Origin of the sequence: Mesorhizobium sp. B2-5-13, from assembly GCF_006440535.1 — a bacterium.
In the GTDB taxonomy this organism is placed as follows: Bacteria; Pseudomonadota; Alphaproteobacteria; order Rhizobiales; family Rhizobiaceae; genus Mesorhizobium; species Mesorhizobium salmacidum.
The window spans coordinates 1-23,316 of the sequence record NZ_VFUI01000038.1 but is presented as its reverse complement, the minus strand read 5'-3'; the positions used below and the strand labels follow the sequence as shown (position 1 = coordinate 23,316).

General features: G+C 64.1%; 20 protein-coding genes. 7 read left to right on the top strand and 13 right to left on the bottom strand.

The features are described 5' to 3' along the window. Window positions 1–105: 105 nt before the first annotated feature. A complete protein-coding gene (locus FJ434_RS28885) occupies window positions 106–534 on the bottom strand; it encodes an Lrp/AsnC family transcriptional regulator (protein ID WP_140752925.1) in 429 nt (142 codons plus the stop codon). A gap of 121 nt (window positions 535–655) precedes the next feature. Here FJ434_RS28885 and FJ434_RS28880 point away from each other — a divergent pair, with 121 nt between their 5' ends. Beyond that, window positions 656–1,759, top strand: a complete 1,104-nt coding sequence (locus tag FJ434_RS28880) for a saccharopine dehydrogenase family protein (protein ID WP_140752927.1) — start codon at window positions 656–658, stop codon at window positions 1,757–1,759. Between the two features lie 59 nt (window positions 1,760–1,818). Here FJ434_RS28880 and lpdA read toward each other — a convergent pair whose 3' ends face one another. From lpdA to FJ434_RS28860, 4 genes are all read right to left on the bottom strand, one after another. Beyond that, window positions 1,819–3,207: a dihydrolipoyl dehydrogenase gene (gene lpdA, locus FJ434_RS28875; RefSeq protein WP_140752929.1), complete on the bottom strand. Its 1,389-nt coding sequence runs from the start codon at window positions 3,205–3,207 to the stop codon at window positions 1,819–1,821. A 264-nt stretch (window positions 3,208–3,471) separates the two neighbouring features. Then, the gene (locus FJ434_RS28870) at window positions 3,472–4,800 is read right to left on the bottom strand and encodes a dihydrolipoamide acetyltransferase family protein (protein WP_140752931.1); all 1,329 of its coding nucleotides are present in this window, start codon (window positions 4,798–4,800) and stop codon (window positions 3,472–3,474) included. An 11-nt stretch (window positions 4,801–4,811) separates the two neighbouring features. Next, the gene (locus FJ434_RS28865; protein WP_140717826.1) at window positions 4,812–5,825 is read right to left on the bottom strand and encodes an alpha-ketoacid dehydrogenase subunit beta; all 1,014 of its coding nucleotides are present in this window, start codon (window positions 5,823–5,825) and stop codon (window positions 4,812–4,814) included. Between the two features lie 3 nt (window positions 5,826–5,828). Next, window positions 5,829–7,061, bottom strand: coding sequence for a 3-methyl-2-oxobutanoate dehydrogenase (2-methylpropanoyl-transferring) subunit alpha (locus tag FJ434_RS28860; RefSeq protein WP_140507194.1), 1,233 nt, complete (start codon window positions 7,059–7,061; stop codon window positions 5,829–5,831). A 511-nt stretch (window positions 7,062–7,572) separates the two neighbouring features. Between FJ434_RS28860 and holA the strand changes: the two genes are divergently transcribed. Beyond that, a complete protein-coding gene (gene holA / locus FJ434_RS28855; protein WP_140752933.1) occupies window positions 7,573–8,616 on the top strand; it encodes a DNA polymerase III subunit delta in 1,044 nt (347 codons plus the stop codon). A 162-nt stretch (window positions 8,617–8,778) separates the two neighbouring features. Here the strand turns inward: holA and FJ434_RS28850 are convergent, their stop codons facing one another. The 5 genes from FJ434_RS28850 to mnmE form a co-directional block, all read right to left on the bottom strand. Then, on the bottom strand, window positions 8,779–9,663 hold the full coding sequence (locus FJ434_RS28850) for a ParB/RepB/Spo0J family partition protein (RefSeq protein WP_140752935.1): 885 nt from the start codon (window positions 9,661–9,663) through the stop codon (window positions 8,779–8,781). A gap of 67 nt (window positions 9,664–9,730) precedes the next feature. Then, window positions 9,731–10,531, bottom strand: a complete 801-nt coding sequence (locus FJ434_RS28845; RefSeq protein ID WP_031240355.1) for a ParA family protein — start codon at window positions 10,529–10,531, stop codon at window positions 9,731–9,733. Window positions 10,532–10,586: 55 nt separating this feature from the next. Continuing rightward, a complete protein-coding gene (gene rsmG / locus FJ434_RS28840; protein ID WP_027145743.1) occupies window positions 10,587–11,219 on the bottom strand; it encodes a 16S rRNA (guanine(527)-N(7))-methyltransferase RsmG in 633 nt (210 codons plus the stop codon). After that, the gene (mnmG, locus tag FJ434_RS28835) at window positions 11,216–13,135 is read right to left on the bottom strand and encodes a tRNA uridine-5-carboxymethylaminomethyl(34) synthesis enzyme MnmG (RefSeq protein ID WP_140752937.1); all 1,920 of its coding nucleotides are present in this window, start codon (window positions 13,133–13,135) and stop codon (window positions 11,216–11,218) included. The genes rsmG and mnmG overlap by 4 nt, the downstream gene beginning before the upstream one ends. Window positions 13,136–13,334: 199 nt before the next feature. Then, the gene (mnmE, locus tag FJ434_RS28830) at window positions 13,335–14,663 is read right to left on the bottom strand and encodes a tRNA uridine-5-carboxymethylaminomethyl(34) synthesis GTPase MnmE (RefSeq protein ID WP_140752939.1); all 1,329 of its coding nucleotides are present in this window, start codon (window positions 14,661–14,663) and stop codon (window positions 13,335–13,337) included. A 71-nt stretch (window positions 14,664–14,734) separates the two neighbouring features. Here mnmE and FJ434_RS28825 point away from each other — a divergent pair, with 71 nt between their 5' ends. After that, complete coding sequence (locus FJ434_RS28825) at window positions 14,735–16,798, top strand: thioredoxin domain-containing protein (protein WP_140717928.1); 2,064 nt, start codon at window positions 14,735–14,737, stop codon at window positions 16,796–16,798. Window positions 16,799–16,864: 66 nt separating this feature from the next. Here the strand turns inward: FJ434_RS28825 and rho are convergent, their stop codons facing one another. The 3 genes from rho to hemE form a co-directional block, all read right to left on the bottom strand. Further along, window positions 16,865–18,130, bottom strand: a complete 1,266-nt coding sequence (gene rho / locus FJ434_RS28820; protein WP_140507185.1) for a transcription termination factor Rho — start codon at window positions 18,128–18,130, stop codon at window positions 16,865–16,867. Window positions 18,131–18,295: 165 nt separating this feature from the next. Next, on the bottom strand, window positions 18,296–18,832 hold the full coding sequence (gene hemJ, locus FJ434_RS28815; RefSeq protein ID WP_140752941.1) for a protoporphyrinogen oxidase HemJ: 537 nt from the start codon (window positions 18,830–18,832) through the stop codon (window positions 18,296–18,298). Then, a complete protein-coding gene (gene hemE, locus FJ434_RS28810; protein WP_140752943.1) occupies window positions 18,832–19,863 on the bottom strand; it encodes a uroporphyrinogen decarboxylase in 1,032 nt (343 codons plus the stop codon). The genes hemJ and hemE overlap by 1 nt, the downstream gene beginning before the upstream one ends. Window positions 19,864–20,267: 404 nt before the next feature. On the opposite strand from hemE, the gene FJ434_RS28805 reads away from it, so the two are divergent. The 4 genes from FJ434_RS28805 (at window position 20,268) to coaE (ending at window position 23,225) form a co-directional block, all read left to right on the top strand. Further along, window positions 20,268–21,089, top strand: coding sequence for a pyruvate, water dikinase regulatory protein (locus tag FJ434_RS28805; RefSeq protein ID WP_140752945.1), 822 nt, complete (start codon window positions 20,268–20,270; stop codon window positions 21,087–21,089). Between the two features lie 96 nt (window positions 21,090–21,185). Beyond that, window positions 21,186–21,785, top strand: a complete 600-nt coding sequence (locus FJ434_RS28800; protein ID WP_140717812.1) for a Maf-like protein — start codon at window positions 21,186–21,188, stop codon at window positions 21,783–21,785. Further along, a complete protein-coding gene (locus FJ434_RS28795) occupies window positions 21,778–22,635 on the top strand; it encodes a shikimate dehydrogenase (RefSeq protein ID WP_140752946.1) in 858 nt (285 codons plus the stop codon). The genes FJ434_RS28800 and FJ434_RS28795 overlap by 8 nt, the downstream gene beginning before the upstream one ends. Then, window positions 22,632–23,225: a dephospho-CoA kinase gene (coaE, locus tag FJ434_RS28790; RefSeq protein WP_140752947.1), complete on the top strand. Its 594-nt coding sequence runs from the start codon at window positions 22,632–22,634 to the stop codon at window positions 23,223–23,225. The genes FJ434_RS28795 and coaE overlap by 4 nt, the downstream gene beginning before the upstream one ends. Window positions 23,226–23,316: the final 91 nt, after the last annotated feature.

The following is a 23,316-nucleotide window of genomic DNA, read 5'->3' as shown; positions in this document are numbered from 1 at the left end:
CCGCTTCACCGCCATCGCAAATCCCTCCGAGCAATAATCGAAGTGAATCACAATGCCAGAATTGCGCAACAGGCCCCTTGCGGGGGAGATCGGCTGTATCGATCTTCACCTGTCGATCCGCGTCGACAGGATGATCGACGACGCGGTCCGCTCCACCCCGTCCATGGCGCCGATCTGGTCGAGCAGCGTATCGAGGTCGCGGATCGACGGTGCGTCGACGATGACGATCATGTCGAAATTGCCGCTGACCGAATGCAGCGTCCGCACGGACGGCAATGCCTGCAGGCTGCGCACCACCCTATCGGCCAGCTTGGGCGTGACGGTGAGCAGCACATGCGCCCTGACCAGCCCCTGCTCATAGTCCGGCGCCAGCCTGACGCCATAGCCCGTGATGATGCCGCGCTGCTCCAGCCGCTCGATCCGGCTTTGCACCGTGGTGCGCGAAACGCCGAGCTGCCGCGCCAGTTCGGCCGTCGAGGCGCGCGCGTTGGCGCGCAGCAGGGAAAGCAGGGCCTGTTCGGCATCACTGAGCATTTCGACGAAACTCTTCGGCAAATTAACTAAAGATAGGGTGCGGTTTGCAGAATCTCACGCTTCCTTTCGACAGGCAAGCTGCGATGATTCCGGCGAACGCAAATGGCAGGGGTATTTGACCATGAACAACATCGTTATCGTCGGGGCCGGCAAGATCGGCTCGACCATCGCCGAAATGCTCGCCGCAACGGGTGACTACCACGTCACCCTCGTCGACCGCTCGGCCGCGCAACTCACTGCCGCCGAAGTGCCCGACGGCGTCGAGACACTCGAACTCGACATCGCGGCGGTCGGTGCGCTTGAAGCCGCACTCGTCGGCAAGTTCGCGGTGCTGAGCGCCGCCCCCTTCCATCTCACCACGCGCATCGCCGAGGCGGCGGCCAGCGCCGGCGTGCATTATCTCGATCTCACCGAGGATGTCGTCTCGACCAGGCGCGTCAAGGAGCTGGCACGTTCCGCCAAGAGCGCCTTCATCCCGCAATGCGGACTGGCGCCGGGCTTCATCTCGATCGTCGCCAACGATCTCGCCAGCCGCTTCGACACGCTGGAAAGCGTGCGCATGCGCGTCGGCGCGCTGCCGCAATACCCGTCCAACGCGCTGAACTACAATCTGACCTGGAGCACCGACGGCGTCATCAACGAATATTGCGAGCCCTGCGAGGCGATCGTCGAGGGCGAGCTGGTCGAAGTGCCGCCGCTGGAAGAGCGCGAGGAGTTCTCGCTCGACGGCGTCACCTATGAGGCGTTCAACACCTCGGGTGGGCTCGGCACCTTGGCCGAGACGCTGAAGGGCAAGGTGCGCACGCTGAACTACCGCACCATCCGCTATCCCGGTCATGCCGCGATTATGAAGGCGCTGCTCAACGACCTTGGCCTGCGCCACCGCCGCGACGTGCTGAAGGACATTTTCGAAAGCGCCCTGCCGGCGACGCTGCAGGACGTGGTCATCGTCTTCGTCACCGTTTCCGGCCGCAAGAACGGCCGCCTGCTGCAGGAGACCTACGCCAACAAGATCTATTCCAGGCGCGTCGGCCAGACCGTGCGCAGCGCCATCCAGATCACCACCGCCTCCGGCATCTGCGCCGTGCTCGACATGCTGGCCGATGGCAGCTTGCCGGCGACCGGCTTCGTCAAGCAGGAGGAAATCGCGCTCGAAGCCTTCCTCGCCAACCGCTTCGGCCGCGCCTATGCCCAACATGAGATGGTAAGCCGGCTGGCGGGGTAAGCTTTTCGGATACGCCGGCGGGACCCGCCGGCATTGCCGATCTGCGTCGGCGCGACACCTCAAATATGCAGCGCGTGCCCGAGCGCCTTTAGCGCGGCTTCCTGGAACCCTTCGCCTTGCGTCGGATGCGAATGGATCGTGCCGGCGATGTCCTCCAGCCTTGCCCCCATCTCCAGCGCCAGCCCAAACGCCGCCGACAGCTCCGACACGCCCTGACCGACCGCCTGGATGCCGAGCACCAGGTGATTGTCCGCGCGCGCCACGACGCGGACGAAGCCATCCTCGCCGAGCTTCGTCATGGCGCGGCCATTGGCGGCGAAGGGGAACAGGCCGATCTTGATCTCGGCCCGGGCCTTGGCCTCTTCAGGCGACAGACCCGCCGTCACCAGCTCGGGATCGGTGAAGCAGACGGCGGGGATCGAGCGCTTGTCCCAGCTGCGCTTATGGCCGGCGACGATTTCGGCGACCATCTCGCCCTGTGCCATCGCCCGGTGCGCCAGCATCGGCTCGCCGGTGACGTCGCCGATGGCGAAGACGCCGCGCATAGAGGTGCGGCACTGGTCATCGATCCTGATGAATTTTCCGGCCCTGTCGAGATCGATCTGCTCGAGCCCCCAGCCCTCGGTCACCGGCTTGCGGCCGACCGTCACCAGGATCTTGTCCGCCGCGACCTTGCCGCTCTTGCCGTCGGATGTCTCGACCAGCAGCGCATCGCCTTTTGTCGACAGTCCCTTGGCCTTGGCGCCGAGCATCACTTCGACGCCAAGTGCGGCGAGCCGCTTGACCACCGGCCGGGTCAACTCCGCATCATACTGTGCCAGCACGCGCGGCAAGGCCTCGACCACGGTCACCTTGGCGCCCATCTTGGCGAATGCCATGCCGAGTTCGAGGCCGATATAGCCGCCGCCGACGACCGCAAGCCTCTTCGGCACTTCGCTCAGCGCCAGGGCTTCAGTGGATGAAATCACCGGTCCGCCGAAGGGCAGGAGTTCGACCGGCGCCGAGCCCGTCGCGATCACGATCGTTTCCGCGCGGATCACCTGGCTTCCCGTCTCGGTCTCGACCTCGACGGTCTTGCCGTCGCGAAACCTCGCCCAGCCGTGCACGGTCTTCACCCCGGCCTTCTTGAGCAGGCCGGCGACGCCACTGTTGAGCCGGCTGACGATCCCGTCCTTCCAGGCGATGGTCCTGGCCAGATCGAGTACCGGCGCCGTGACCGAAATGCCGAGCGGGCTCTTGCCGCCGGCCATGTCAGACACCTTCTCGAATTCCTCCGCCGCATGAATCAGTGCTTTTGAGGGGATGCAGCCGACATTGAGGCAGGTGCCGCCGGGCTTGCCCGCCTCGACGATGACCGTATCGACGCCGAGCTGCCCGGCACGAATGGCGCAGACATACCCCCCGGGCCCGGCGCCGATGACCAGCAGCTTGCAGGAGATTTCTTTCATGATGGGACCCTGGTTCGTTCCGGCATTGCACCTGCAGACCGCCAACCTTGAAGAATGGCCGAGACGCCCCTGCCGTCGTCATCCTGGGGCGGAGCAAGGAGCGTAGCGACGTGCGCAGACCCCAGGATCCATGCCGTGACGGGAAGGCGTTGCAACGGTTCAGAAACCTGCTCCGCAACGCTCTTAGGCTGAGGTCGCGGCATGGATCCTCGGGTCAAGCCCGAGGATGACGAAGGCAAAGGGGCAGCGTCCGTTCTCATCCTCTCAATCCACGAAAATCAGCGCAGGTGTCTCCAGCAGCGCCTTGATCCGCTGGACGAACACCGCGGCATCCCAGCCGTCGATGACGCGGTGGTCGAAGCTCGACGACAGGTTCATCATCTTGCGCGGGATGAACTGCGTGCCGTCCCACAGCGGCCGCACCATCATCTTGTTGACGCCGATGATCGCGACTTCCGGATGGTTGATGACCGGTGTGGTGGCGACGCCGCCCATGGCGCCGAGCGAGGTGATGGTGATGGTCGAGCCCGACAGCTCGTCACGCGTCGCCGTGCCCGACTTGGCCGCCTCGGCCAGCCTGGCGACCTCGGCGCCGCACTCCCAGATGTCGCGCGCCTCGGCATGCTTGACGACAGGCACCACCAGCCCAGACGGCGTCTGCGCGGCGATGCCGATATGGATGCCGCCGTGCTGGTGGATGATACCGGCCTCGTCCTCGAACAGCGAATTGAGTTGGGGCTGGTCCGCGATCGCCTTGACCATCGCCCGCATCAGGAACGGCAGCAAGGTCAGCTTCGGCCTCTCCTTGCCTCCCTTGGCGGCGCGCTTTTCCTTGTTGAGCGCGGCGCGCAATTCCTCGAGCGCCGTCACGTCGATCTCCTCGACATAGGTGATGTGAGGGATGCGCGATTTGGACAGCGTCATCTTCTCGGCGATCTTGCGCCGCAGGCCAACCAGTTTGATGTCCTCGATGGCATCGTTGCGGGCGAGGCCCGATGCCTTGGCCACTTGCGGCCCGCGCGCCAGGAAGGTCTCGATGTCTTCATGGCCGATGCGGCCGGCCGGGCCGCTGCCTGCGACTTGCCTGAGATCTATGCCGGCCTCCTTGGCGCGCAAGCGGACGGCTGGCGAGGCCAGCGGCTTTTCGCCTTCTGGACGCGGCGCGCCCGAAGCCGGGGAGCGTGTCACGGTTTTCGGCGCCGCCGACGACGATGCGGGTTTCGCCGGTGTCTCGGCGGGTTTTGCCGGCTTGGGCGGCGAAGCGGCTTCGGGCTTCGGGCTCGGCAACCTGGCGGGCGGCTCCGCCCCGGTCACCGGTTCAGCCTCTTTGGCGGCTTTCACATTGCCGTCGCCCGCCACTTTCAGCCGCACGATGGGCGAACCGATCGCCACCGTGTCGCCGATCTCGGCGCCCAGCCACAGGATCTCGCCATCGACGGGCGACGGGATTTCGACCGTCGCCTTGTCGGTCATCACGGCGGCCAGCAACGTATCCTCGCGCACGATGTCGCCGATCTTCACATGCCATTCGACGAGCTCGGCCTCGGCGACGCCCTCGCCGACATCGGGCAGCTTGATGATGTGTTCGCCCATTTCAGGCCTCTCTAAGCTTCCAATGTTTCGATGAGCGCACGGCCGACACGGGCCGGGCCGGGGAAATAGTCCCACTCCTGCGCGTGCGGATAGGGCGTGTCCCAGCCGGCGACGCGGACCACCGGCGCTTCCAGATGGTAGAAGCAGTTTTCCTGTACCAGCGCCGACAGTTCGGCGCCGAAGCCTGACGTCAGCGTCGCCTCGTGTACGACCACGCAACGTCCGGTCTTCTTGACCGAGGCCACGATCGTATCGAGGTCGAGCGGCAGCAGCGTCCTGAGGTCGATGATCTCGGCATCGATGCCGGTCTCCTCGGCCGCGGCCTGGGCGACATAGACCATGGTGCCATAGGCGAGCACCGTGACGGCGGAACCCGCCCTGCGGATCGCCGCCTTGCCGAGCGGCACGGTATAATGGCCGTCGGCGACCTCGCCGAGCTCGTGCTTCGACCACGGCGTTACCGGCCGGTCGTGATGGCCGTCGAACGGGCCGTTATAGAGCCGCTTCGGCTCCAAGAAGATCACCGGGTCGGGATCCTCGATCGCCGCGATCAAAAGCCCCTTGGCGTCATGCGGGTTGGATGGCACCACCGTCTTCAGCCCGGACACATGGGTGAACAGCGCCTCCGGGCTTTGGCTGTGCGTCTGGCCGCCGAAGATGCCGCCGCCGGTCGGCATGCGCACCACGATCGGGCAGGTGAAATCACCGTTCGACCGGTAGCGCAGCCTTGCGGCTTCCTGCGTCAGCTGGTCGTAGGCCGGATACATGTAGTCGGCAAACTGAATCTCGACGCACGGCTTGAGGCCATAGGCGGCCATGCCGATGGCCGAGCCGACAATGCCGGATTCGCTGATTGGCGCGTCGAAGCAGCGGCTCTTGCCGTATTTGGCCTGCAGGCCGTGGGTGACGCGAAAAACGCCGCCGAAGAAACCGACATCCTCGCCGAACACGACGACTTTGCTGTCGCGTTCCATCGAAACGTCCATGGCGTCCCGGATGGCCTCTATCATGGTCCGCCTTGGCATGGCTCAGACTCCCGCCTGCTGGCGCTGGCGTCTGAGATGCGGCGGCATCTCGGCATAGAGGCCCTCGAACATGTCTCGCGTCGACGGCTTGCCGCCGGCATGCAGCGTGCCGTGGCTTTCCGCCTCCTTCTGCGCCGCGATCACCGTGTCGAGGATTTCCGCCTCGGCCTGTGCGTGCCGCTCGTCCGACCAGACGCCGAGCTTGATCAGATGGTTCTTCAGCCGCACGACCGGATCGCCGAGCGGCCAGGCGTCGGACTCGGTCTTTGGCCGGTAGGCGGAGGGATCGTCCGAACTCGAATGGGCGCCAGCGCGGTACGTGACATATTCGACCAGCGTCGGCCCGAGATTGTTGCGGGCCCGCTCGGCCGCCCATTTGGCCACCGCATGGACCGCCAGATAGTCGTTGCCGTCGACGCGCAGCGACGGAATGCCGAAGCCGAGGCCGCGTGCTGCAAAAGTGCCCGAGCCGCCGCGCGCAATGCCCTGAAAAGTCGAGATCGCCCACTGGTTGTTGACGACGTTGAGCACGACCGGAGCCTTGTAGGTGGAAGCGAACACCAGCGCCGAATGGAAATCGGATTCGGCCGTCGAGCCGTCGCCGATCCAGCCGGCAGCGATGCGCGAATCGTTCGAGATCGCCGAGGCCATCGCCCAGCCGACCGCCTGGATATACTGCGTCGCCAGATTGCCGGAGATAGAGAAGAAGCCGTGCTCTTTCGACGAATACATGATCGGCAGCTGCCGGCCTTTCAGCGGATCGGCCTCGTTGGAATAGATCTGGTTCATCATCGTGACCATCGGATAGCCGTCGGCGATCAGCAGGCCGGCCTGCCGATAAGTCGGGAAGTTCATGTCGCCCGGGGCAAGCGCCTTGCGAAAGGCGCAGCTCACCGCTTCTTCGCCCAGATGCTGCATGTAGAAAGAGGTCTTGCCTTGCCTCTGCGCCATCTGCATGCGCGCATCGAAGGTCCGCAGCGTCATCATGTTGCGCAGGCCCTCCAGCAATTCCTCGCTGGAAAGCAGCCCGGCCCATGGCCCGACGGCTTCGCCATTGCGGTTCAGCACGCGGATGATCGAAAACGCCATGTCGCGGATGGTGCGCGGATCGACATCGATATCGGGACGCGCCACCGAGCCGGCCTGGGCGATGGTCACGTTGGAGAAATCAGGCGTGCCGCCCGGCCGCACTTCCGGCTCCGGAACGTGAAAACGCAACATCCCAGCATCGGCCATGACCAAAACTCCTCCAATGTCGCCTGGGTGCGGATATTTGCACATCCGCGCGTCCAGACCAGCGCGAATTCGCCAGGCAAGTCATCCGCGCATCGGTTCCGGCCGCGCCGGCCGATCCCAGCCTCCCGCGCTCAAGATGAAGATATGTCCGCGAAATTTCTTGTCGATGTTGAGCAGCGGCACGCAATTTGGCGCATGGTTGCGCCGTGTTTGTCGCCAGATAAGGTGATTGGGTGCAGAGCGTGGCCGCTTTTCCTTCTCCCCTTGTGGGGCCCGAAGGGCGGGCGCGGCCCGTGACTCGCCCAGGGCGATGGCCTCGCGAAGCGAGGCCGGATGAGGGGTGCTCCAGCTTGGCGCGTGCCAATCGGCTGCATCAAAACCAGCGTCTCACCCCGCTGGAACACCCCTTCCGTCGCCTTCGGCGACACCTTCTCCCGCAGGGGAAGAAGGAAAAGAGTGCTCGGTGCCGATCGCCGTTCACCCCGCGCACGCATCATGCTAACCACCCTCCATGGCACAGAAGAAAGCTTTCGAGGTCGATTCCTGGCTCGCGCGGCCTGATCCGCGCATCTCGATCGTCCTGCTTTATGGCCCCGATCGCGGCCTTGTCTCGGAGCGGGCGAAGGCGTTTGCCGGAAAGACCGGTCTGCCGCTGGACGATCCGTTCTGCGTGGTCAGGCTCGAGGGTTCGGAGGTCGACCGCGACGAGGGCCGGCTGCTCGACGAAGCCCGCACCGTGCCGATGTTTTCCGACCGGCGGCTGCTCTGGGTGCGCAACGCCAGCGGCCAGAAGGCGCTGGCCGACGACGTCAAGGCGCTGACGGCGGAGCCGGTGCGGGACGCCATCATCCTGATCGAGGCCGGCGACTTGAAGAAAGGGGTCGGGCTGCGCGCGGTGGTCGAGGGCGCCGACAACGCCATGGCCTTGCCCTGCTACGCCGATGAGGCCCGCGACATCGACACGGTCATCGACGACGAGCTGCGCAAGGCCGGCATGTCGATGACGCTGGAGGCCAGACAGGCGCTGCGCCGCAATCTCGGCGGCGACCGGCTGGCCTCGCGTGGCGAGATCGAAAAACTCGTCCTCTACGCCCACGGCCAGAAGGAAATCGGGCTGGAAGAGGTGAGAGCCATGTCGGGCGACGTGTCCGGTGCCTCTTATGACGATGCCGTCGACGCGCTGCTCGAAGGCAAGATCGGCGACTTCGACACCGCCTTCACGCGCCACTGCCAGGGCGGCGGCCAGCCCTTCCTGGTGCTGTCCTCGGCGATGCGGCAGATACAGCAGATACAGGTCATGCGCGGCCAGATGGACTCCGGCGGCCGCAACGCCGCTTCCGTCGTTGCCGCCGCGCGGCCGCCGGTCTTTTTCGCGCGCCGCAAGCTGGTGGAGAGAGCGCTGGAGCGCTGGAACAGCGAAGCGCTCGGCCGCGCGCTGACCCGCCTGCAATCAGCCGTGCTGCAGACGCGGCGCCGGCCGGACCTGTCGGTGGCGCTGGCCAGGCAGGCGCTGCTGGGGATCGCCGTGGAAAGCGCGCGGCTGGCGCAAAGGTAGGCGCCTCTTCCTTCCCCCCTTGCGGGAGAAGGGAAGACCGCGAAACATTCGCCGGCTAAATACCAAAAGCAATCCCTAGAAAAGTGTGTCGCAGTCTTCCATCCGAACTGCGCAAAAACAAGAGTTTAGCACGTCCGCGATTCTATCAATCGCCGGGCCGCTCTAATCCTGTTTCAACCGGCGGCACAGCTCATCCAGCTGCTCCAAGCTCCGATACGCAACGCGTAGCACGCCACCCTTGCCCTTGTGGTCGACCGTGACGATCATGCCGGTCGTATCGGTCAGCAGCTTTTCCAGGGCCAGCGTGTCGGCGTCCTTTTCGACGACCGGCGCGGCTGACTTGGTGCCGTTGGAACTGGTGCCGGCCGGCATCTGCGCCAGCGCCTCGGCCTGCCGCACGGAAAGACCCTCCTCGACAATGCGCTTGGCAAGGCCGGCCGGATCCTCCGCCGTGACCAGCGTGCGGGCATGCCCGGCCGACAGCGCGCCGTCGACCAGCATGTCGCGGATCACGTCGGGCAGCTTCAACAATCTCAAAGTGTTGGCGACATGGCTGCGGCTCTTCCCGATCACCTGGCCGAGATCGGCCTGGGTGTAGCCATGGTCGTCGATGAGTTGCTGGTAACCCTGTGCCTCTTCGACCGGATTGAGGTCGGCGCGCTGGACGTTCTCGATGATCGCCAGTTCCAGCGCCGTGCGGTCGTTGACTTCGCGGATGATGACCGGGATCTCGGTCAGCCCGGCACGCTGCGCCGCACGCCAGCGCCGCTCGCCGGCGATGAGCTCGTAGCGGCCCGCCTGCGTCGGCGACGGCCGCGCCACGACCGGCTGCACCACGCCATGCTCGCGGATCGACTGGGCGAGGTCGGTCAGTTCGGCATCGCCAAAATGCCGGCGCGGATTTCTCGGGTTTGGGCTGAGAAACTCGATCGGCACCTTGCCGTCGGCGCTCATGCCGGGCTTTTCCGGTGCGGCGGGACGATCGATCTCGCCGATCAGTGCCGCCAGTCCGCGTCCCAGTCTTTTCCTCGAGAGATCTTCGCTCATCTTTATTCCACGTCTATTTCAGATCGTTTCGGTATCGAATCGGCTGTTGATTATGCGGCCGATCTAATCAAGCAGCGCGCAATTTACGCTCGCGGCGGATCACTTCGGAGGCCAGTTGCAGATAGGCCTGGCTGCCGGAGCATTTCAGGTCGTAGAGGATCGCCGGCTTGCCATAGGACGGCGCCTCCGACACCCGCACATTGCGCGGAATGATGGTCTCATAGACCTTGTCGCCCATATGCTCGCGCACATCCTGCACCACCTGGTTGGCGAGGTTGTTGCGGCCGTCATACATGGTCAGCACGATGCCCTGGATGGTAAGATCCGGATTGATCGAGCGACGCACCTGCTCGACCGTTTCGAGCAGCTGGCTAAGACCCTCCAGTGCGAAGAACTCGCATTGCAGCGGCACGAGAACAGAATCAGCTGCCGCCATTGAATTCAAAGTCAAAAGATTGAGCGACGGCGGGCAATCGATCAGCACGTAGCCGAAGGGCGCCCCGCGCTCGGTCGCCGCGCGCAGTGCATTGCGCAGTTTGAGCACCCGGTCCGGCGCCGAAGCGATCTCCATCTCGATGCCGAGCAGGTCGAGCGTCGAGGGCACGATCGACAGGCCGGGCACCGCGGTCGGGATGGCGGCGGCTTCCAGCTCCAGTTCGCCCGTAAGCACATCATAGGAGGAGACCGTCCGGTCCTTGCGGTCGATGCCGAGGCCGGTGCTTGCATTGCCTTGCGGATCGAGGTCGACGATCAGCACTTTTTCGCCGATTGCCGCCAGCGCGGTGGCCAGGTTGATGGCGGTGGTGGTCTTGCCGACACCGCCCTTCTGGTTGGCTACGGTGATGATTCGAGGGCCGTTCTTCATCATGGGTTTATGCCAGAAATTCATCTTTGGGTCGCCGAATAATCAGACCGGTCTCGGTTCAGACGGGTCGCACATTGGACAATTCGAGGATGACGCCGCTGGCGTCGGTCACGCTTGGATGTTCTACCAGATCGAAAGTCCACCGGTTAACGCTTTCTTGCACTTCGGCGCGGTAATCCCGGCCTTTGTGGAACAGCGCCCGCGCCCCCGAGGTCAGCCATGGCGCGGACAGGTCCAGCAGGACCGAAAGCGGGGCCAGCGCCCGCGCCGTGACGATTTGCGGCTTCGAAACAAGCACATGGCTGTCCTCGATGCGGCGCGCCACGACTCGCGCCGGCAAGCCGAACTGACCGATGACGGTCTGCAGGAACGAGGCCTTCTTGCGGTTGCTTTCGACCAGATCGATGCTGGCCCCCGGGCGCTCGGCGAGCAGAAAGGCCATGACAAGCCCGGGAAATCCGCCGCCGGAACCGATATCGACCCAATGCGTGGCTTCGGACTCTATCCGTGCAAGCTGCGCACTGTCCAGGATGTGGCGTTGCCAGACATCACCGGAGGTCGATTGCGCGACGAGATTGATGCTGCGGTTCCATTTCTGGAACATCTCTTCGAACGCCACCAGGCGATCGAATGTTTCACGTGAAACCGGACCGGCGGCCTCCTGCAGGCTCTCGCGGGAGAAAGACCTCACGCAACGTCCCTCCGCTCGGCCTTTTCAGCGGTTTCCCCCTTCTGTGCTGTTTCCCCCTTCTGCGCTGTTTCCCAGTGACGGACATGCGCGACAATGATCGCCAGCGCCGCAGGCGTCATGCCTTCCATGCGCTGTGCATCCGCAACGGAGCGTGGCCGCCGCGCCTGCATCTTCTGCTTCAATTCATTGGACAGGCCGGGCACGCCGGCGAAATCAATGGCATCGGGGATCAGCCGGCTCTCCTCATGCCGTATCTGCGCGACATCCGTGCTCTGGCGGTCGAGATAAACCGAATATTTCGCTTCCGTTTCGAGGCGCTCCGCGGTCTTGGCGTCGACGTCGCCAAATTTAGGCTCGACCCGGCTTAGCCAGGCAATATCGACACCGGGATAAGCCAGCAATTCAAAGCCGGACCGGCGCACGCCGTCGCGATTGATCTCCAGGCCGTGCCGTGCCGCCTCGTTCGGCGTCATGGTCAGCGAAAGCGCCAACTGGCGCGCTTCGTCAAGCCGACGGGTGGCATCGCCATAGCGCTGCAGCCGCCGCGCCGAAGCGATCCCCAGCGTCTGCGCCAATGGCGTCAGCCGCTCATCGGCGTTGTCGGCGCGCAGCGACAGCCGGAATTCGGCCCGCGAGGTGAACATCCGGTAGGGCTCGCTGATGCCGCGACTGGTCAAATCGTCGACCATCACGCCGATATAGGCCTGGGTGCGGCTGAGCACGACCTGCTCGCCGCTCGCGGCGCGGCGCGCTGCGTTGAGGCCGGCGAGCAGGCCCTGCCCGGCGGCCTCTTCATAGCCGGTCGTACCGTTGATCTGCCCGGCGAGAAAAAGCCCGGCAACGCGCTTGGTCTCCAGCGTCTGATGCAGTTCGCGCGGATCGACATGATCATATTCGATGGCATAGCCCGGCTGCAGCATGACAGCGCGCTCCAGCCCCGGAATGGTCTTCAGGATGGCGAGCTGAACATCTTCCGGCAGCGAGGTCGAAATACCGTTGGGATAGACGGTGTGGTCGTCGAGCCCTTCCGGTTCGAGAAAGATCTGGTGCCCGTCGCGGTCGCCGAACTTGACGATCTTGTCCTCGATCGACGGGCAATAACGCGGCCCAACGCCTTCGATCGAGCCGGAATACATCGCCGAACGGCCAAGATTGGCGCGAATCACCTCATGTGTGGCCGTGGTCGTGCGCGTAATGCCGCAATCGATCTGCGGCGTCACGATGCGGTCGGTCATGAGCGAGAACGGCACCGGATGCTCGTCCGCCGCCTGGCTTTCCAGCGAAGCCCAGTCGATGGTCCGCCCGTCCAGGCGCGGCGGCGTGCCGGTCTTGAGCCGCCCGAGCCTGAAACCGGCGCGGTCCATTGTCGCCGACAATCCCATGCTGGCCTTCTCATTCATGCGGCCGGCGACAATCTTCTTTTCGCCGATGTGAATGAGCCCGCGCAGGAAGGTCCCAGTCGTCAGCACCACGGCGCCGCAGGCAAGCCGGCGGCCGTCCGCCAGGAGAACCGCTTCTATCTTCCCATCGGAAATCTCAAAATCGAGAACTTCGCCCTCGACAACCTCAAGATCGTTCTGCTGCCGAATCGCATCCTGCATGGCAAGGCGATAGAGTTTCCTGTCGGCTTGCGTGCGCGGACCGCGCACCGCCGGACCCTTGCGGCGGTTGAGCAGACGAAACTGGATGCCGGCGGCGTCCGCCACGCGGCCCATCAGCCCGTCCATGGCGTCGATCTCGCGCACAAGATGCCCTTTGCCCAGCCCGCCGATGGCAGGGTTGCACGACATTACACCGATCGTGTCGAAACGTAGCGTCACCAGTGCGGTGCTGGCGCCGGCGCGCGCCGCGCCACTGGCCGCCTCGCAACCCGCATGGCCGCCGCCCACCACAACCACATCATAGTGATCGGTCATCTTACATAAGTCCCGGACTCAAAAGAGATCAGCGACACATGTCCCCGCGAGACGGGACTGTCAAGAAAACTTCCGCGCGACGTTTCACGTGAAACAGGGAAACCCTGCTTCTGTCGGCGTTTCACGTGAACCACCGCCAAAGATGTTTCACGTGAGTCAATCGGGGCCCCTGCCAGCGGCCATGCGTGTTTCACGTGAGTCATTTCCCGATGCAGAACTGGGAAAAAATCACGTCGAGCAAGTCTTCGACGTCGACCGTGCCCACGATCCGCCCCAGGCGGTCCGCTGCCAGGCGCAACTCTTCAGCGCGTAGCTCCTGTGGCGTCCCGTCGGCGGCGGCGCGATGCAGATGCCGGTTCGCCGCCCCGAGCAACTCGACATGACGCAGCCGTGACGGCAGCACATCGCCGGCACCGCCCGCCGCCTGAGTGGCGCGGTGCCCGATCTCCGCTAGCAATTCATCCACACCCGTCCCTTCGACCACCGATATGCCAAAGTTGTAGCGCTGGGCCGCATCGTCGGCCGCTCCGCCATCGAGCAGGTCGAGCTTGGTGCCGACGCGCAATGCCGGTATCGCAACAGGAGGCGAACCGGCGTCCCTGGGGTCCGCGGCGTCCTCGAGCAACAGCAAGAGATCGGCGCGACCCGCCTTGGCTTTCGCCTTCTCGATGCCGATCGCCTCAATTTTGCCAGGCGCTTCCCGCAACCCCGCCGTGTCGGTCAACCTGACACGCAGACCTTGGAGATCCAGCACGACCTCCAGCAGGTCGCGGGTGGTGCCGGGTTCATCCGTTACAATAGCCGCATCGCGGCGCGCCAAGGCGTTGAACAGGCTGGACTTGCCGGCATTGGGCGCGCCGAGAATGACGACTTCGAAGCCGTCGCGAATGACTTCGGCGGCGTGGAATCCGGCTATGTGCCGGTCAATCTCTAATATCATCGACCGCACGTCGGACCAGACCGTATCCGAAACGGAACCCGGCACATCATCCTCGTCGGCAAAGTCGATCTCGGCTTCGATCATCGCCCGCGCATGGATCAGGCGCCGACGCCAGCCGAGATAAAGCTCACTCTGCGCGCCCTCGGCATTCTGGACGGCGAAGCGCCGTTGCGCTTCGGTCTCGGCGTTGACGAGATCCGCCAGCGCCTCCGTCTCGACCAGGTCGACCTTGCCGTTGAGAAAGGCACGGCGCGTGAATTCCCCGGGTTCGGCGTGCCTGACGCCGTCAAATCCAGCGATTGTCTCCAACATTCTGGCCACCACGGCGCGGCCGCCATGAATATGGAACTCGGCGACGTCCTCACCGGTGAAGCTGGCCGGCCCGGGGAAGAAGACAACCAGCCCGGTGTCGAGAACCGTTCCATCTGGAGCCCTGAGCTTGCGCAGCACCGCCGTGCGCTCCTTAACCATGCCGCCGGCAATCGTTTCGACAACGAATCGAGTCCGAGTGCCGGAGATACGCAGCACGGCGATACCGGCCGGAAGCCGGCCGCTCGACAACGCCACGATCGAATTGCCTGAAATCATTTGCCCGCTCTACCGAACCGCCCTAGCTATCGTGTCATCACCCATCCCGAGTGCCTCGAAAGTTGGCCATTGTGACATTGCCCGCGCAAAACCTGCTTGCCGACGAGGCCAGCCCCTATCTGCAGCAGCACAGCGGCAATCCCGTACATTGGCGGGGATGGTCACCGGCATCGCTGGAAGAGGCAAAGGCGCTGGACAGGCCTATCCTGCTCTCCGTCGGCTACGCCGCCTGCCATTGGTGCCATGTCATGGCCCATGAAAGCTTCGAGAACGACGACGTCGCCGCCGTCATGAACCGTCTGTTCGTCAATATCAAGGTCGACCGCGAGGAGCGCCCCGACATCGACCAGATCTATATGGCCGCACTGTCCTCGATGGGCGAGCAAGGCGGCTGGCCGCTGACCATGTTCCTGACGCCCGATGGCAAACCGTTCTGGGGCGGCACCTATTTCCCGCGCGAGCCGCGCTATGGCCGGCCGGGGTTCATCCAGGTGATGGAAGCGGTCGACAAGGCCTGGCGCGAAAAGAGGGCGAGCCTGCACCAGAGCGCCGACGGCCTGACCTCCCATGTCGAGGCGCGGCTCTCCGCCACGCATTCCAAGGCGCTCCTCGATCGCGATGCGCTGTCCGACCTCGCCGGCCGCGTCAGCGGCATGATCGACCGCGATCGCGGCGGCCTCGCCGGCGCGCCGAAATTCCCGAACGCGCCGTTCATGCAAACGCTGTGGCTGTCCTGGCTGCGCGACGGCAATGCCGCGCATCGCGACGACGTGCTCATCAGCCTCGAACATATGTTGAGCGGCGGCATCTACGATCACATCGGCGGCGGCCTCAGCCGCTACTCGACGGACGCCGAATGGCTGGTGCCGCATTTCGAGAAGATGCTCTACGACAACGCCCAGCTCATCCGCTTCTGCAATTGGGCTCTTGCGGCGACCGGCAATGATTTGTTCCGGGTACGAATCGAAGACACGGTTGACTGGCTGCTGCGCGAAATGCGCGTCGATGGCGGCGCCTTTGCCGCCAGCCTCGACGCCGATAGCGAGGGCGAGGAGGGCCTGTTCTACACCTGGGGCAGGGAAGAGATCGAATCTGTCCTTGGCGATGATTCAGCGTTGTTCTTCAACTACTTCACGCTTTCCAGCCCACCCGGCTGGGAGGGCAAGCCGGTTGTCCATCAAACCTTCTCTCAGCAAGCGCTTGGGGCGACCGACCGCGAACAGCTGGTGCCGCTCAAGGCAAGGCTTCTCGCCGCCCGGGAAGAACGCGTCAGGCCTGGGCTGGACGCGAAGACCCTTACCGACTGGAACGGCCTGATGATCGCAGCACTTGCCGAGGCCGGCCGCTCGCTGGCACGGCCGGATTGGATCGAGGCCGCGGCAAAGGCGTTTGCCCACATCAGCGCCGCCAGCCGCGACAATCGCTTGCCGCATTCCATGCTTGGTGTCAGGAAATTGTTTCCCGCTCTATCGAGCGACTATGCCGCCATGACCAACGCGGCGATCTCGCTGTTTGAAGCCACAGGCGATTGGAACTATGTCGACAAGGCCAGCCGGTTCCTCGAACAGCTCGACCATTGGCACGCCGACGCGCAGGACACGGGCTACTATCTGACCGCCTCGGACAGCACCGATGTGCCGATCCGCATCAGGGGCGATGTCGATGAGGCCATTCCGTCAGCCACCAGCCAGATCATCGAGGCGCAGGTGCGGCTCGCCTCCGTCACCGGCAATCTCGATTTGCAGGAGAAGGCGTGGAAAACCGCCGAGCACGCTGCCGGCCGAGCCGCGCACCAGGCCTACGGCCAGGCGGGCATCGTCAATGCCTGCGCGCTTGCCATCGAACCGCTGAAGCTGGTCGTCGTGGACGAGCCGGAAGATCAAAAACTCGTTCCGGTCGTTAATCGAAACCCTGATCCCCGCCGCGTCGATATTGTCGTGCCGATCGGTATGGCGGCGAATCGACCCTTGCTGCCCGGAGGAATTCTGCCGCCGACCAACCGGCGCGGCGCCTGGCTGTGCACCGGCCAGGTCTGCCTGCCGGTGGTTGCGGATCCCGATGAGTTGGAAGGGATGTTGCGCAGTTCGTCATCCTATAGCGCAGCAAGGAGCGACGCGACGCACCGCGGACCATAGGACGTCACGGGATGGATCCTCGGCTCAAGCCCGAGGATGACGAAGAGAAAGCCCGCTTCGCTTCGATTATGTATTCATCGAATCGAAGAAATCGCCGTTGGTCTTGGTCTGCTTCAGCTTGTCGATCAGGAACTCGATCGCGTCGGTGGTTCCCATCGGCGCCAGGATACGGCGCAGCACGAAGATCTTTTGCAGGTCCTGACGCGACACCAGCAGGTCTTCCTTGCGGGTGCCGGACTTGAGGATGTCGATGGCCGGATAGATGCGCTTGTCGGCCACCTTGCGGTCGAGCTGGATTTCGCAGTTACCGGTGCCCTTGAACTCTTCGAAGATGACTTCGTCCATGCGGCTGCCGGTGTCGATCAGCGCCGTGGCGATGATGGTGAGCGAGCCGCCTTCCTCGATGTTGCGGGCGGCGCCGAAGAAGCGCTTCGGGCGCTGCAGCGCGTTGGCGTCGACACCGCCGGTCAGCACCTTGCCGGAGGACGGCACGACGGTGTTGTAGGCGCGGCCTAGGCGGGTGATGGAATCCAGCAGGATCACCACATCACGGCCGTGCTCGACCAGGCGCTTGGCCTTCTCGATGACCATTTCGGCGACCTGGACGTGGCGCACCGCCGGTTCGTCGAAGGTCGAGGAGACCACTTCGCCCTTCACCGAGCGCTGCATGTCGGTCACTTCTTCCGGACGCTCGTCGATCAGAAGCACAATCAGATAGCATTCCGGATGATTGGCGGTGATCGAGTGCGCGATGTTCTGCAAAAGCACCGTCTTACCGGTACGCGGCTGTGCGTTGATCAGCGCGCGCTGGCCCTTGCCGATCGGCGCCACCAGGTCGATCACGCGAGGCGATATGTCCTTGCTGGGCGGATTGTCGACCTCCATCTTTAGCCGCGAGGTCGGATAGAGCGGCGTCAGATTGTCGAAGTGGATCTTGTGGCGGATCTTTTCGGGATCGTCGAAATTGATCGTGTTGACCTTGAGCAGCGCGAAATAGCGCTCGCCCTCCTTCGGGCTGCGGATCGGTCCTTCGACCGTATCGCCGGTCTTCAGCGAAAAGCGCCGAATCTGCGACGGCGAGATGTAGATGTCGTCGGGACCTGGCAGGTAGTTGGCATTGGCGGAGCGCAGGAAGCCGAAACCGTCCTGCAGCACCTCGACCACACCGTCACCGATGATTTCGATGTCCTGGGCGGCGAGCTTCTTCAGGATCGCGAACATCAGCTCCTGCTTGCGCATGACGCTGGCGTTCTCGACCTCGAGCGATTCGGCATAAGCGATCAGCTCTGGCGGCTTCTTGTTCTTGAACTCGGTGAGTTTCATTTCTTGCATTAGACGGACTCTGGGTAGGCTTTGGGGAAAAGATCGGCGGGATGCGACAAATGCCGGGCGCGGCCGAAAGCAATGACGGGCGGCGCATGACGGGAAGGAAGACCCGTCTTGTATCGTCGGTCGGCTGAAAGAGCAAGCCGCCTTTTGAGCGGGTCCGATGAAGCCTCAGAAGGGCTTCACGACGACCAGGATCACGATTGCGATCATCAGCAATGTGGGGATCTCGTTGACGATCCGCCAGTGCCTTGCCGTTTTTTCGTTGCGGTCCTCGGCGAATTTGCGCACCGCGGCGGCCAGATAGCCGTGAATGCCAGACAGGATCAGCACCAGGCCGATCTTGGCATGCAGCCAGCCGCCCTGGAACGCAAAGATTTTCCAGGCCAGCCACAGCCCGAACACCCAGGTGAGGGTCATCGCCGGATTGATGATGCCGCGCAGCAGGCGCCGCTCCATCACCTTGAACGTCTCGGATTGAACGGAGCCCTTCTCCGCGTCGGCGTGATAGACAAACAGGCGCGGCAGATAAAGCATGCCGGCCATCCAGGAGATGACGGCGAGGATATGGATCGCCTTTGCCCAGGGATAAAAGCTTTCCGGTGCGAAGAAAAACAAGACCGCGGTGAGAACGATCAGGACAGCGATGCCGATGACCATGCGCTTCATCGCCTGGCCGGTGCTATTGGTGTTACTTCTGTCAGTCATCAGCGTGCCGCGCTCCGCACCTGTTTCACCATCGCCTCGACATGCGCCACCGGCGTGTCGGGCGTGACGCCATGGCCGAGATTGAAGATCAGCGGCCCGTCCCCCAACGCCCGAAGGATCGCCCCGACCCCGTCGGCCAATGCCTGGCCGCCGGCGACCAGCCGCAACGGATCGAGATTGCCCTGGACGGCTCCCTGCCGCTGCAACGCCTTCGCTGCCTCGAGCGGCACCGTCCAGTCGATGCCGAGCCCCGTCACACCGGTCTTCTCGCGATAACTCTGGTAGCGGGCTCCGGCGCCCTTGGGAAACCCGATGATCGGCACGTCGGGATGGACGGCCCGAACTTGCCTGACGACCTCTGCGACCGGCTCGACGCAGAACTGTTCGAATGTAGCATCGTCGAGCACCCCCGACCAGGAATCGAAGATCTGCACGACATCCGCGCCGGCCTCGATCTGGCGGATCAGGTAGGAAGCCGAACGATCGGCGAGCACTTTCAGCAGCTGTCGAAACGCCGCCGGCTCGCGGTAGGCAAACAGCCGCGCCGGCGCCTGGTCCGGCGTACCGTGGCCGGCGATCATATAGGTCGCCACCGTCCAAGGCGCGCCGCAAAAGCCGATCAGCGTCGTCTCGTCGGGCAATTTCGCCCGCAGCCGGCGAAGCGTCTCGTAGACCGGTTCGAGATTCACGTGAAACATGTCGCTTCCCAGCGCCGCGATCTCCGCCGCTGAAATCGGCGTCAGCAGCGGTCCGCGCCCTTCCTCGAAGCGCACGTCGCGGCCAAGCGCATGGGGAACGACAAGGATGTCCGAGAACACGATCGAAGCGTCGAAGCCGAAACGCTCGATCGGCTGCAGCGTCACTTCGACGGCAAGGTCGGGGTCGTAGCAGAGATCAAGGAACGAACCGGCACGCCTTCGCGTCTCACGATATTCCGGCAGATAGCGCCCTGCCTGGCGCATCATCCAGAGCGGAGGAGGAAACACCGTCTTGCCCTTCAGGACATCCAGCATGATCCGTCTTGCAGGCATCGAACGCTCGCCTCTCCCGGCTTCCTCTTAATCAAATATCTTATTTTAAAAGAGTCTTCTGATTCTAAGAGTCTGTTGGTTGTGGTGGTTGTCACCTGTCCCGCTTTGGCCGCCAAAACGCCAGCAAGCATATTGTCGCGCACTGCCGATCGCGGTTTGCAGGGTTCTGGGGACAATCAGGAATCTCGCAGGGGAGTCAATGCGCTAGATCGACCGCCCTCGAGACCTGCCCTGTGGACGAACAAAAGGCAAAGCGCTTCGTCCACGGACTTGTCCCCAGCCGTCCGGCGAAGCTGACAGCGCATCGAATTGTGGACAAACCGGCATCTGATACAGTCGCCTTTCGCCGGCATGCCTGCCCGTTCGATCTTATCCACATCCGCCCACAGCCCCAGGTGACCCCTGTGAACAAACCCCAAAGCTTCTTCCACCTGCATCTGATTTCCGACGCCACGGGGGAAACGCTGCTCGCCGCCGGCCGCGCCGCTTCGGCGCAGTACAAGGATGCGCGCGCCATCGAACACATCTACCCGCTCATCCGCACCGAAAAGCAGATAGCCAAAGTGTTCGAGGACATAGAGGAGGAGCCGGGCATCATCCTCTACACGGTGGTCGACCAGAAGCTGGCGCACGGCATCGACGAACGCTGCGCGGCCATGGGCCTGCCTTGCGTGTCCGTGCTGGAGCCCGTGCTGACCGTCTTCCAGTCCTATCTCGGAACGCCGGCCGGCCGCCGCGTCGGCGCCCAGCATGTTCTCGACGCCGAATATTTCCGGCGCATCGATGCGCTCAACTTCACCATGGACCATGATGACGGCCAGCTGCCGGCAAACATGGATGACGCCGATGTCGTGCTGATCGGCATTTCGCGCACCTCGAAGACGCCGACCAGCATCTATCTCGCCAACCGCGGCATCAAGACCGCCAACATCCCGATCGTGCTCGGCGTGCCGGTGCCTGATAGCCTGGTCAACGCCAGGACACCGCTAATCGTGGGATTGATCGCCACCGCCGAGCGCATATCGCATGTGCGCCAGAACCGCATCCTCGGCAATTCGAGCACCTACGTGCCGACCGACTATGTCGACCGCGCCGCCATCAACGAAGAGCTCGCCTATGCCCGCCAGATCTGCACCCGCCATGGCTGGCCGATGATCGACGTCAGCCGCCGCTCGATCGAGGAGACGGCGGCGGCGATCGTTGCCCTTAGGGGGAAGACGCGCTAGGGCAGACGAGAGAAGTGAGCATCCCGAAGCGCACCCCTCATCCGACCTCGGACGGATGAGGGGTGCGCGACGGAACACCAACCCTGGTGAGTCAGCATGACAGAAAAAATCATCCTCGCTTCGGGCAGCCCGTTCCGCAAGGCGATGCTGGTCGATGCCGGCGTCGACATCGAGGCGGTTCCCGCGACGCTGGACGAGCGGGCGCTGGAAGCCCCTTTGCAGGACAGCGGCGCCTCGCCCGAGGACGTCGCCCTGGTGCTCGCTGAAGCCAAGGCCACCGAAGTCAGCGAGCGCCGGCCCGGCGCGCTGGTGCTCGGCTGCGACCAGACGCTGTCCTTGGGCGACGAGGTGTTCCACAAGCCCGCCGACATGGAGGGCGCGCGCCGCCATCTCCTGGCGCTGTCGGGCAGGACCCATCAGCTCAACAGCGCCGCAGTGCTGGTGCGCGACGGCAAGGTGCTGTGGCGCCATGTCGGCATCGCCTCGATGACCATGCGCAAGCTCGACCCCGCCTTCATCGGCCGGCATCTCGCCAGGGTTGGCGCCAAGGCATTGTCGAGCGTCGGCGCGTATCAAATCGAAGGCGAAGGCGTCCAGCTGTTCGAAAAAATCGAAGGCGACCATTTTACCATTGTCGGCCTGCCACTGCTGCCGTTGCTGGCGGAGCTCCGTACCTTGGGAGCCATCGATGGCTGAGGCAATGAAGAAGGCCTTCGTCACCGGCCATCCGATAAAACATTCGCGCTCGCCGATGATCCACGGCCACTGGCTGGCCAAGCACGGCATTGACGGCAGCTACCAGGCGATCGACGTGGCACCGCGGGATTTCGCCGATTTCCTGGCGAACATGCAGGCCAACGGCTATCGCGGCGGCAACGTCACCATACCGCACAAGGAGGCGGCCTTTGCCCGGGTCTCGCGCCGCGACCATGCGGCGGACGAGATCGGCGCCGTCAACACGCTGTGGCTCGATGACGGCACTTTGTGGGGCGGCAACACCGACGGCCATGGCTTTGCCGCCAATCTCGACGACTACGCCGCGGGCTGGGCGGCCAATGGCCCGGCCGTGGTGCTGGGTGCCGGCGGCGCTTCCCGTGCCGTCATCCACGCGTTGAAGGAGCGCGGCGTCGGCGACATCCGCATCGTCAACCGCACGCTCGCCCGGGCAATCGAATTGCGCGACCGCTTTGGCGCCGGCGTTTCGGCGCACGAACTGGCCGCGACCGCCGAATTGTTGGGCGACGCCGGCCTGCTGGTCAACACCACCGCGTTGGGCATGCAGGGCAATGAGGGTTTGCCCGCCGACCCCACGCTGCTGCCCGACCATGCCGTGGTCAACGACATCGTCTACGTGCCGCTCGAGACCCCGCTGCTCGCGGCCGCACGGGCACGGGGGCTGAAGACGGTCGACGGGCTCGGCATGCTGCTCAACCAAGCGGTGCCAGGCTTCGAGCGCTGGTTCGGCGTCAGGCCGAAGGTTACGGCCGAGCTCCGCGCGCTAATCGTTGCCGATCTTGTGCCCAAGTCTCCGGCGTCGAAACCATGATCGTGCTCGGCCTCACCGGCTCGATCGGCATGGGCAAGTCGACGACGGCCAAGATGTTCGCCGAGGCCGGCGTGCCGGTGCACGATTCCGACGAGACGGTGCATCGCCTCTATGCCGGCAAGGCGGCCCCCCTGGTCGAGGCCGCCTTTCCCGGCACCACCGTTGACGGAAGTGTCGACCGCGCAAAACTCGCCGCCCGTGTGCTCGGCGATGCGGCGGCCTTGAAAAAGCTCGAAGCCATCATCCATCCGCTGGTCCGCGCCGATGCCGATGCCTTCCTGGCCAGGCATCGTAACGCCGGCGAATCGATCGCGGTCCTCGACATCCCGCTGCTGTTCGAAACCGGCGGCCGTGGCCGGGTCGACAAGGTCGTCGTCGTCACCGCGCCGGCCGAAGTCCAGCGCCAGCGCGTGCTGGCGCGGCCGGGCATGAGCGAGGAAAAGCTGGCGTCGATCCTGGCCAAGCAGGTGCCGGATGCCGAAAAGCGCCGGCTGGCCGATTTCGTCATCGACACCGGCGAGGGGCTGGAGGCTGCGCGTGCCGCGGTCGCGGCGATTATCGCCGAAATCAAGGGGGGTTCTGGCCGCTAGCTTTTTCCTTCTCCCACAAGGAGGCCTTTGCACGGGAGCCGATATTTGGCGCACGTGATGCATGGGCGTTTTTTGAAAGGCGATCGGGCCG